The sequence below is a fragment of the Brachyspira sp. genome, from assembly GCF_050873525.1.
GTDB lineage: Bacteria > Spirochaetota > Brachyspiria > Brachyspirales > Brachyspiraceae > Brachyspira.
Window position 1 is genome coordinate 1 of the sequence record NZ_JBNMIZ010000086.1, and the last position, 10,445, is coordinate 10,445.

Genomic DNA, 10,445 nt, shown 5'->3' on the forward strand with positions numbered 1-10,445 from the left:
GGGTTAAATGATTAAACACGGTGCAGTTACGTTACGTTACGTTACGCCAATCATTTAAACTTTCTCGGCTTTTCTATTGCAAAAATCTTTTCATTAAATCATTTTATATATTGTCCGTGCTTTGCGGATATTTTGGTTTCGATAACTTATTGGGAAAGAAGAAACCCAATTTTGTTATAAATAAAAAATTTTTTCATCAAGGAGTAATAAAATGAAAAACATTAAAAAATTTCTTCTAATTATGGCAATGACGATGGCGCTCGGAACATCGGCATTTGCGGCAAGCGGTTTCGAGTTTATTTTGAATGTGCCACTCGGAGCTGGTATAACTATTCCGTCTAAAGATATGAAAGACGCTGGTTATAAAGGCACGGCAGGTTTTGACGCTGGAGTTGAAGTTCAGTTGGGCTATATGTTCCAAGTTGTAAACGGCTTCGGAATCAGCGCGTTGGTTGAATTGGGCTACGCTCATGACCATTTCGGAACTTCTATTGAAGCCGACCTAGGCGCACTCGGTTATGAAGGTGCAGGAGTAGTTAAAGTGTCCGATAGTTACGGTTTAGACAGCTTCAAAATCGGCTTGCTTCCAAAATTCAATATCGGCGCTTTCGCAATCGGAATCGGTGGAGGAGTTAAAGTTCCTCTCGGCGGAAAATACACCATGAAATTGGGTGACGCAAAAGATTCCATTAAATTAGCTATGGGCGATACATTATCTTTGTTTTCTCCTCCCGTTATAGGCTATGTTAAAGCCACTTTCGATTATTCTATTTTCTTTTTGGATAATTTGGCTTTCAATATCGGCTTATATTTGGGCGGAGATATTGCTAAACAAGATGACGGCTTGGGCGGAAAGGTAACTACAAGCAATTTCGATGTTGGAGTAGAATTAGGTTTAAAATTCGGTCCGAGAGCTTAAAGTAAAAAAATCTTTTTCTTTAATTAAAATAATATAATTCTAATTCACACACTTAAGCGGGCGGGGAATTCTCCTCGCCCAATTTTTTTTAAATTCGTCCGTTGTTTTAATTTGTCATTGCGAGGGAGTATAACGACCGAAGCAATCCACTATTAATAAAACTAAATTTTAAAATAAAATTTAATTAATTTTGGATTACTTCGGCTATAAATAGCCTCGTAATGACGATTATAAACCTGACAACAATGTGGCTTCAGCCCATTGTGTTAACGATTTTGGAAAAGCATGCAAGGGGTTGAAACCCCTTGTTATTAGAAATGTTAATGAATTTTAATTGGATTACTTCGCTTCCTTTCAGTCGCTCGTAATGACGATAGATTATTTTTGTCATTGCGAGATTTATTTATAAATCGAAGCAATCCACTATTTATAAAGTTTAATTTTAAAATCAAATTCTATTAGATTACTTGCCTATGGCTAATGGTGGACTAAAAATTTATCCGTTATTTTTTAATTATTTTTTAATCAAATAGCCTCCACATTACGCGTGGCAATTATATCTACTCCTTCAACATTGGAAACTATAACATCTCCAATACGAACGGGAGCTTTAACTTTTATATCTTTCAAAGCATGAAGGCATAATTTAATTTTATCTTTATCTATAGGTTCTTTAGTTTTTACGGGAAGAGTTTTTAATTTTCCGTTTTCCACTTTAACTATAGTCGTAACCATTCTAACGGGACGAACTATTTCAGCTCTCGCGTAAGTGTCGCCTCTCTTACAAGTATTTCCGCTAACTTTTACGACTTCGTTATTTTCCATTTCAATATTTAAAGCGCATCCCATAGGACAGCATATACAAGTCAATTCTTTTTTTTCCATAAATCAATTATCCTCTATTTTAAATTCTATATTTTTTAAGCCATTTTTTAATAACATATCTTTACCCAATTTTAATGTTTCCATTTCGCCTGGGGCAAATATTAAATGTTTTTTATGAATGACCCTCTCGCCGTCAAAATAAACATTCAAAAATTTATTCGTAAATACTCCGCCGACTCTAAACCTAACGGTAAGCCCTTCTTCTATATTATCGATATTAACGATTGACGGGACTGTATAACGAACGCCGTTTGACGCTTTTAAGTAAATATATTCTTCTTTTTGTTTTTTTACTTTTTTATTTAATTTATTTAAAACATAAAGCGCCGCGCTTTTTCCCGCAGTTTCCGCTTCTTCAGAAACAAAATCAACCAAATCATGAACATGCAAAGCGTTTCCGCATGAAAATATTCCTTCAATATTCGTTTCCAAACTTTCGTTTACTATAGGTCCCGATGTAATCGGATTTATTTCAATTCCTATTTCTTTTGAAAGTTCGTTTTCGGGAATAAGTCCAACCGACAAAAGCAAAGTGTCGCATGAATAATATTCTTCCGTTCCTTTAATCGGTTTCATGTTTTCGTCAACTTTCGCTATAATCACTCCTTCGATTCTGTCTTTTCCTTTAATGTCGATAACCGTATGGCTCAATTTTAGCGGAATATTAAAATCATCCAAACATTGAACGATATTTCTTTTGAGTCCTCCCGAAAATGGAAGAATCTCGGCGACTACTTTTACGATAGCTCCTTCAAAAGTCATTCTCCTCGCCATAATAAGTCCAATATCTCCAGAACCTAAAATAACGACTTCTTTTCCCGGCATATATCCTTCTATATTTACCAAATGCTGCGCCGCTCCCGCCGAAAATATTCCCGCGGGTCTATATCCTGCTATGTTAAGCGCACCTCTCGCTCTCTCTCTGCATCCCATAGCCAAAATTATCGCTTTCGATTTTATTTGGATATAACCTTCTTCTTTATTTATATAAGTTATATTTTTACCTGTGTCTATATTCAAAACCATCGTATTTAATTTATATTCTATTTTCAAATCTATAACTTTTTCTATAAATCTATATGCATATTCTGGTCCCGTTAATTCTTCGTTAAATCGATGAAGTCCAAAACCGTTATGTATGCATTGATTTAATATTCCGCCTAAAACTTCGTCTCTTTCTATAATGAGCAAATTTTCTATTCCGTTTTCTCTTGCCGAAATAGCGGCAGCAAGTCCCGCAGGTCCTCCGCCTATAATAACAATATCATAAGATTTCATTTTCTCTCCTTAAAAAATTAAAAAATAAATTATAAACTTTCTTTATTTATGCCTTTAAGTATTTCAGAACCTTTTTCGGACTTTGTAATATTCAATATGTCAATTTTAAGTTCCCTTGAAAGTATTTCCATTATTTTTGGAGAACAAAATCCGCCTTGACATCTTCCGAGTCCAGCTCTAACTCTTCTTTTAACTCCGTCCAATGAACGAGCGCCTATCGGACTTTTTATTGCCTCCACAATTTCGCCTTCTGTGATTTTTTCGCATCTGCAAATTATATGTCCGTATAGATGATTTTCTTTTATAAGTTTATTTTTTTCTTCGTTGGACAAACTCATAAATTTTGTAATGCCTTTTCTTTTTTCTATAAAATCTTTTTTCGATTCTAATTTTGCTTTTTCTTTTAAAATATCCGCTACCATAACTCCAACGGCTGGAGAGCTAACGAGTCCCGGCGATTCTATTCCCGCGCAGTCTATAAAATTTTCGCAATCTTCCACTTCTTTAATTATAAATTCATGTCCGTCTTCATGAGGACGAAGCCCCGCAAAAGAAGTTATTACTTTATTATAAGGAATATTTTTCACGGTTAATTTGGATTTTTCTATAACCTGACTCAAACCTTCCGCAGTCGTATTTACGCCTTCTTTATTTTCTATATCTATCGCTGTCGGTCCAATCATTATATTTCCATGAACTGTCGGAGTAACCAGAATGCCTTTTCCAAATTTACTTGGCAAAGCGAATATCGTTGAAGAAACTACATTTTTAACTTCGCTGTCGAGCAGAATATAATCTCCTCTTCTTGGATTTATTTTTATTTTATTTGAGCTTACCATGTTATGAAATTTGTCGGCATAGATTCCAGCGGCATTTACGATATATTTCGTTTTTATGATTCCGTTGCTAGTCATAACCTCGAATATATTATTAACTTTTTTTATATCCAAAACTTCCGTATTGAATCTGAATTCCACTCCGTTATCCGCCGCATTTTCCGCATAGGCAACATTTAGTATAAACGGGCAAACTATTCCTCCAGTCGGTGCGTATAAAGCGGCAATTACATTATCGTTTAGATTTGGTTCTTTTTCAAAAACTTCTTCTCTATTCAATATTTTTAAACTTTCTACTCCGTTTGCAATTCCTCTTTCATACAATTTTTGTAAATTAGGCAAATCGTCTTTATTCGTGCATACTACTAAAGAACCGTTTAATTTGAAAGGAACATTCAAGTCTTTTGCTATTTTTGGCATCATTTTATTTCCCAAAACATTTAACTTTGCCATAAGCGAACCGTTTGCCGCGTCAAATCCCGCATGAGCTATTCCGCTATTTGCTTTTGAAGTTCCCGAACAGACATCTTCGCATTTTTCGACTACGCATATATTCGCTTTATATCTCGATAATTCTCTCGCAGCCGAAGTTCCCGATACGCCCGCTCCTATTATTAATATATCATACATAAAATACCTTTATTTTTATTTTTTTCTTTTTTTATTATAAATAATTTTTTAATATTTTATAAATAAAAATATAATCCGCATATCGAAATAATCAATAAATCAACATGCGGATTGCAAGATTTTATTATACAGCCCAGTTTTTAGCTCGTTCAACCGCTTTTTTCCAGCCCGTATATTTTTGATTTCTTTCATCTTCGGATAGAGAAGGTTTAAACTCTCTGTCTAATTTCCATCTCTTTGAAATCTCTTCTTTATCTTTCCAGAATCCTACCGCCAAGCCCGCCAAATACGCGGCGCCCAAAGCGGTAGTTTCCGTTATTTGAGGTCTTAAAACTTTTGTATTTATTATGTCCGCTTGAAACTGCATCAAGAAATTATCTCTCGAAGCTCCGCCGTCAACTTTTAGAGAACCTAATTTTACTCCCGAATCGGCAACCATAGCGTCTATAACATCTCTGCTTTGATAAGCTATCGCCTCTTCAGCCGCTCTTATTATATGACTTCTATTTACGCCTCTCGTGATTCCGACTAAACATCCTCTCGCATACATATCCCAATAAGGCGCTCCGAGTCCTACGAATGCTGGAACTAAATATACGCCGTTTGTGTCTTTAACTTTTGTCGCAAAATATTCCGTATCTTTAGCGTCATGCAAAAGTCTAAGCTCGTCTCTAACCCATTGAATAACCGCGCCCGCGATAAATACCGAACCTTCCAAAGCGTATTCAATTTTTCCTTTATAGCCTATTCCAATAGTCGTTATCAAGCCGTTTTTACTCAAAATAAATTTTTCGCCCACATTCATTAGAATAAAACTTCCCGTTCCGTAAGTATTTTTTATATCGCCCTTATCAAAACATGCCTGTCCGAATAAAGCCGCCTGCTGGTCGCCCGCTATTCCCGATATTGGAACTTCTTTTCCGTTTATATTCGCATATCCGTAAATTGTGGAAGAATCTTTAACTTCTGGAAGCATGCTTTCTGGAATATCCAATTCTTTCAATATTTTTTCATCCCATTTAAGCTCTTTGATATTATAAATCATCGTTCTGGAAGCGTTTGTATAATCGGTAACATGGACTTTTCCGCCCGTGAGTTTCCATATAAGCCAAGTGTCTATAGTTCCAAATAATAGCTCTCCTTTTTTAGCTTTATCTCTCGCTCCTTCGACATTATCGAGTATCCATTTAATTTTAGTTCCCGAAAAATAAGCGTCAACGACAAGTCCAGTATTTTCTCTAATATAAGAATCGAGTCCTTTAGCCTTTATAGAATCGCAAATCGAAGCCGTCCTTCTGCATTGCCAAACTATAGCGTTATATATCGGCTCTCCCGTATTTTTATCCCAAACGACAGTAGTTTCTCTTTGATTGGTTATTCCTATCGCCGCTATATCTTCGGGTTTAGCGCCCGCTTTCTGTATAGCCTCTTGCAAAACTCCAAATTGAGTCGCCCAAATTTCAGAAGCGTTATGTTCAACCCATCCTTCGTTAGGATATATTTGAGTAAATTCTTTTTGAGCGACAGATACCATATTTTGTTCATAATCAAAAAGTATCGCTCTACTGCTTGTTGTTCCTTGGTCTATAGCGAGTATATATTTCATTCAATTTACCTCTCAATTATAATTTATAATTTATCTATACAAAATTCTTACTTGTCCGAAAGCGGAATTGACATTTAAATATAATATCTTATCAGAATTTCCCATAATAAAATTAATCTCGCCGAAACTCACGCTGTCGCCCGTAGGAAGAGATATATTTCCAAACGCGCTCGAAGCCTTTATATGAACTTGAATATTTTGATTTATAAATATAATAGTGTCCGAAAATGCCGAGTCAATCGTTATATTAAGATTTCTGTCTACTTCCAAATTCGTAAAATCCATACTCGAAGTTTTGAAAAATATTCTATAATACGCTCTTTTATATTGCGGAAGATTTTCGCCGACATAATAAACGCCGATTAAAATATAAATTCCTAAAAACATTATTATTATGCTAAAAATCATTCTAAAAATCGGAGTGTATAAAATAAAAGGCATATTGATATTGAAACAGTATCTTATTATAAAATATATTCCCGTTAGAATTAATAATAAACCCAAAACTATTTTTGAAGAATAAAAACCTCTGCCTAATATTATCGCGATTCCCCAAACCATAATAACCAAAGCGACTATTATCGTAAATAAAGGAATGGACGCGAGAAAAGGAATATAAATATTAAAAATATATTGAAGAAGTATATAAGCTCCTATGATTATTACCAAAGTTCCTAAAAAGACTCTTGAAAAAATAAATTTCATGATTCAAAATCTACGACAAATTATTAAAATTATTTAAAGATATTAGATTAATAATATACTAAACAATTTTTATTTAAAATCAAGTTTTTATTTTTTACAAATTCGTTAAAAATTTGCTATTGACTTTTTTACTATTCATAGTATTATTTTGAAAAATTATAAAATATTTAATTCATTTTAAGGAGTAGAAAAATGAAAAAACTAATTTTATCGCTTATGTTTTTAATCGTAGGCAACATCCATTTATTCGGATATAACGATGCAAGCACTTTCTTTACTGCATTGTATTATCCTCAAGCGGCTTATTTTATGACGGATAGAATAGGCGTGTTGGTTGGAACGAACGGCTTTAGATTTATGGGAACGATTTTAAGCACATATCCTCTCTTAAAAACTTATAATACTGTAACCGATACAAATGGCACACCATTATACAAATTTACTAGCGCAATTCCGAGCGCGTTTATCGGTTTCGCTTACACAAATAACGACAAATGGTTTGGCGTGGGGGGGGGGTATGAATTGGACCACTATGAAAATGGAAGAGAGTATGGTTATATGGCGCATACGCCTGTAATAACTTTAAGCTTTTTGGAAAATCATGCTTTGAAATTCAATCTTCCCGTTTCAATAGGATACGGCTACGGAGCTTTGAAAGATGTAAAAGTATATTCCACTTTAATACATGCGAGATATAATGTTCCTTCGGAAGTAGTTCAGCAAATTCGTTTTTATGTATTTTACGGACATTTAAATATAAATAGCGCCGAAAAAGTTGAAGCCGATTCTTTGGGTTTTAACTTTGGAATATATTTTCATGCATTTGGAAACGAAAAATTTTCATTCGACCCTTATTTGAGATTTGGATATTATACTTCGGTAAAAGACGCAAGAGCTTCGATATATAACGAACTTGAAGGGCTTTTGAGTCCTTACGATATTACCGCTACGGCTCATGACCCTAAATCGTCTGACGGAACAGATTTTGTTGGCACAATGCCTGCAGGTTTCTACGCTGAAAAAATGTATTTAGTTTCTATAAGTCCGAGACTTGGATTATATGCAGAATCCGATTTTATATCGCTATATGGAGAACCTATATTTTCCTATAATATATACGGCGGAAAAAATATGAGGATTAACGGCGAAAGTTTTAATACTCCTCTAATGCAGTTCTCTTACGGATTATATATAGAATTGTATATAAAACCTACTAAAGATTTGACTTTATATTTGGAAGCGGATATGAGAGGAAATTCTCAAAGCGTATTAGGATTTAGCAGAACGGGATTTTCTTTCGACTCCTGCACAGGATTGCAATGGTTCTTTTAATTCTTAATTAGAAATTAAAAATACAAAAAATAAAAATTTAAAGCTGTTCAAACGGCGAGCTTAATTTAATTAGGCTGCCGTTTTTTAATTAACTTAATATAAATTTTAATTATCAAACCGCTTGTATTTTTTTCGGGCTTTTTATCGTTATGGTATTTTGTTCTTTGTATTTATTTATTAAATTTTTTAGCTTATCCGAAGATTGTTCTTCCATTAATTCTATTTCTTGATTTTCCATTATTATTTCCTCCGTGAATAAATCAATAAAATTAGTAAATTAAAAATTGCCTTCTCGCCATACTTTGAAATTAGGATAATCCAATTTTTTAGATTTATCTTCATACCATTTGCAAACCGCGGCGGACATATTTATCACATAAAAATTAAATTCCGTTTTCCATCCTTCGTTTTTAAATTTTCCAAACGATGGAATAAATTTATTATTAATCGTTTCGTAAATATTTTTTTGAATTTCTTTTGTCGGAATATTATTGTCTTTTATCGCTATTCTCAAAATTAAATGAATAGACATAGACGATAAAGTGGAAGTCAAAACCGAATATTTATCGTATAATTCTTCTTTCGTAAAATTTTTATTTATCGTGTCAGTCCATAATCTTATTATATTTCCAAGCGCTTCCAATTGTTCGGGAGTCGCTTTTTTGTCGGTTATTATCGCAGCGTAATAATCGGCTAGTTCCTCGAATGTCATAGTCGATTCTTCGTCCGCTATTGAAATTTCTTCAAATTCGTCTAATTGCATCGATTTTATCATGCTTTCTTTTTCGTTCGCGTAAATATTATTTGCGATAATCGTAATCGATAAAAACAAAAAAGTTATTATTTTTTTCATAATTTCAAGTCCGTTTTTTAATTTAATTTATTATCGGAAAATCGGCGTTATAGTATAGATTTTATTTGATTTGAATTATTTATTTGCAAATACCAACATTATATTTTATAATTCATATTTACGATAATATTTTAAATTATCAATTATTAAACTTAAACATTAAATTATTTGGAAAATTAAAATGGTAAAAAGAATTACATTACAAAACGGAATAAAAGTTGTTTTAGAATATATGCCTATTTTGGATACGGTTTCTACAGGATTTTTCTTCGTTACGGGAAGCGCAAACGAAACTAAAGAAACGAACGGCTATACGCATTTCATAGAACATATGTTATTTAAAGGCACGGATAAAACTAGCGCAAAAGAGTTGGTTAGAAAAATAGAAGGAGTCGGAGGAGTATTCAACGCTTTTACTTCGAGGCATTTAACTTCTTTTTATATAAATATAATTTCAAAATATTTTGAAAGAGCGATTGACACTTTGGAAGATATTATTCTTAATTCCGCTTTCAGAGAAGAAGATATTGCAAAAGAAAAAAAAGTTGTTATAGAAGAAATTAAAATGGTAAACGATACTCCAGAAGAAACCGCTTCGAGTCAGTTTTTTGCGGAAGCTTATAAAGGAACTTCGATGGCTTTTTCGATAGGCGGAAATATAAATAATATAAAAAGTATAAACAGAGAAAAAGTCTACAAATATTTTAAGAAAAATTTTAACGCGAATAATTTAGTCGTTTCGATTGCTGGAAAATTCGATATGGATTTGGCGATAAAAAAATTGTCAAACATTAAACTTAAAAAAAATATTAAAACCGAAAATAAAGAAATTCCGTTCTTCTACAAAACCGTGGCGAAAGAAAGAGAAGATTTGAATCATGTATATTTTTCTTTATACGCTCCTTCATATAAAGCGAACGATTATAAAAAATATAGCATGAATATTCTAAACGATATTTTTGGAGTAAGTTCTTATTCGAGATTGTATCAAAGCGTGCGAGAAAATAAAGGACTCTGTTATAATATTTATAGTTCGGCTACAAGTTTTATAAACGGAGGATTATTTGAAATAACGGGTTCTACAAGTTTGAAAAATTATGAAGAGACTATAGAAACGATTTACGGAGAGATAAATAAAATTATAAACGAAAGAATATCTAAAGAAGAATTGGAAGAATCTAAAGAAAGTTATAAAAGTTATATGGCTTTCAGCAAATTAAACGCAAATTATATAATGAATAAAAACGCTCGAAACGAAATTTACGCTTCAAAATATATGTCGTTTAAGGATATTTATAAATCGATTGATAAAGTCAATATGAAATCGGTAAACGAAGTTATAGACGAAAAATTATCGGATAAAAAATTATTTTTAACTTCCGTAGGTCCGAAAGGCTCAAA

10 protein-coding genes are annotated in these 10,445 nt (G+C 33.0%); 3 read left to right on the forward strand and 7 right to left on the reverse strand.

The window, feature by feature from the left end; translation table 11 throughout:
- The first annotated feature begins 211 nt into the window (after nt 1-211).
- Nucleotides 212-919, forward strand: a complete 708-nt coding sequence (locus ACR0QS_RS07160; protein ID WP_432632757.1) for a PorT family protein — start codon at nt 212-214, stop codon at nt 917-919.
- Between the two features lie 525 nt (nt 920-1,444).
- Here the strand turns inward: ACR0QS_RS07160 and ACR0QS_RS07165 are convergent.
- From ACR0QS_RS07165 to ACR0QS_RS07185, 5 genes are all read right to left on the reverse strand, one after another.
- Entirely contained in the window at nt 1,445-1,804 is a 360-nt protein-coding gene (locus tag ACR0QS_RS07165; protein ID WP_432632758.1) for a DUF1667 domain-containing protein, read from the reverse strand.
- A 3-nt stretch (nt 1,805-1,807) separates the two neighbouring features.
- Nucleotides 1,808-3,082 (reverse strand): NAD(P)/FAD-dependent oxidoreductase, encoded by a 1,275-nt coding sequence (locus ACR0QS_RS07170; RefSeq protein WP_432632759.1) that lies wholly within the window; start codon nt 3,080-3,082, stop codon nt 1,808-1,810.
- A gap of 29 nt (nt 3,083-3,111) precedes the next feature.
- A complete protein-coding gene (locus tag ACR0QS_RS07175) occupies nt 3,112-4,548 on the reverse strand; it encodes an NAD(P)/FAD-dependent oxidoreductase (RefSeq protein WP_432632760.1) in 1,437 nt (478 codons plus the stop codon).
- 124 nt (nt 4,549-4,672) lie between these two features.
- Nucleotides 4,673-6,154: a glycerol kinase GlpK gene (glpK, locus tag ACR0QS_RS07180; protein ID WP_432632761.1), complete on the reverse strand. Its 1,482-nt coding sequence runs from the start codon at nt 6,152-6,154 to the stop codon at nt 4,673-4,675.
- Between the two features lie 30 nt (nt 6,155-6,184).
- Entirely contained in the window at nt 6,185-6,859 is a 675-nt protein-coding gene (locus tag ACR0QS_RS07185) for a hypothetical protein (protein WP_432632762.1), read from the reverse strand.
- 192 nt (nt 6,860-7,051) lie between these two features.
- Between ACR0QS_RS07185 and ACR0QS_RS07190 the strand changes: the two genes are divergently transcribed.
- The gene (locus tag ACR0QS_RS07190) at nt 7,052-8,191 is read left to right on the forward strand and encodes a hypothetical protein (RefSeq protein WP_432632763.1); all 1,140 of its coding nucleotides are present in this window, start codon (nt 7,052-7,054) and stop codon (nt 8,189-8,191) included.
- 112 nt (nt 8,192-8,303) lie between these two features.
- Here ACR0QS_RS07190 and ACR0QS_RS07195 read toward each other — a convergent pair whose 3' ends face one another.
- Together ACR0QS_RS07195 and ACR0QS_RS07200 are read right to left on the reverse strand one after the other, a co-directional pair.
- Nucleotides 8,304-8,429: a hypothetical protein gene (locus ACR0QS_RS07195; RefSeq protein WP_432632764.1), complete on the reverse strand. Its 126-nt coding sequence runs from the start codon at nt 8,427-8,429 to the stop codon at nt 8,304-8,306.
- A 39-nt stretch (nt 8,430-8,468) separates the two neighbouring features.
- Entirely contained in the window at nt 8,469-9,044 is a 576-nt protein-coding gene (locus ACR0QS_RS07200; protein ID WP_432632765.1) for a hypothetical protein, read from the reverse strand.
- 181 nt (nt 9,045-9,225) lie between these two features.
- Between ACR0QS_RS07200 and ACR0QS_RS07205 the strand changes: the two genes are divergently transcribed.
- Nucleotides 9,226-10,445: M16 family metallopeptidase (locus ACR0QS_RS07205; protein ID WP_432632766.1), on the forward strand; the 1,220-nt coding region annotated here is incomplete at its 3' end.